At 65.5% G+C, this 357-nt stretch carries 1 pseudogene; it reads right to left on the bottom strand.

Annotated features, from left to right (window positions below):
* A pseudogene (locus tag GVL12_RS26055) lies at positions 1-357 on the bottom strand (hypothetical protein); the annotation flags it as partial.

Below are 357 nucleotides of genomic sequence, written 5' to 3'. Positions count from 1 at the left end.
TGCTGGTGTCGTCTACCGGGGTCTTGAGTTCGTATTCGTAGGTGATGGTGGGGGCGTCCGTGCCATTGCCCGGTGTATACGTCACGGTCACTTCACCTTGCGGTGTCGTGATCTTGGTGGGCAGGTCGGGCACCAGGGTTACTGCACTGCCGCCAGGCGGCGTGATGGTGACGGTGGTGGTGTCATCGCCAGGCACCAGGGTGATGGTGCCGGTGGTGATATTGCTGCCGGAGTCCGGGTCGCTGCCGTTGGGCAGGCCGCTTTCGCTGACGCTGCCATCGGGCTTGATCACGGGACGGGTCGGGCCCGTGGGGTCTGCCGGGTCGACAGGAAGCAGCACGGGCGGGTTGCCGTCCT

The sequence above is a fragment of the Pantoea sp. 18069 genome (genome assembly GCF_902706035.1).
Classification (GTDB): Bacteria; Pseudomonadota; Gammaproteobacteria; order Burkholderiales; family Burkholderiaceae_C; genus Comamonas.
This window is presented reverse-complemented; position numbering and strand designations above follow the sequence as displayed.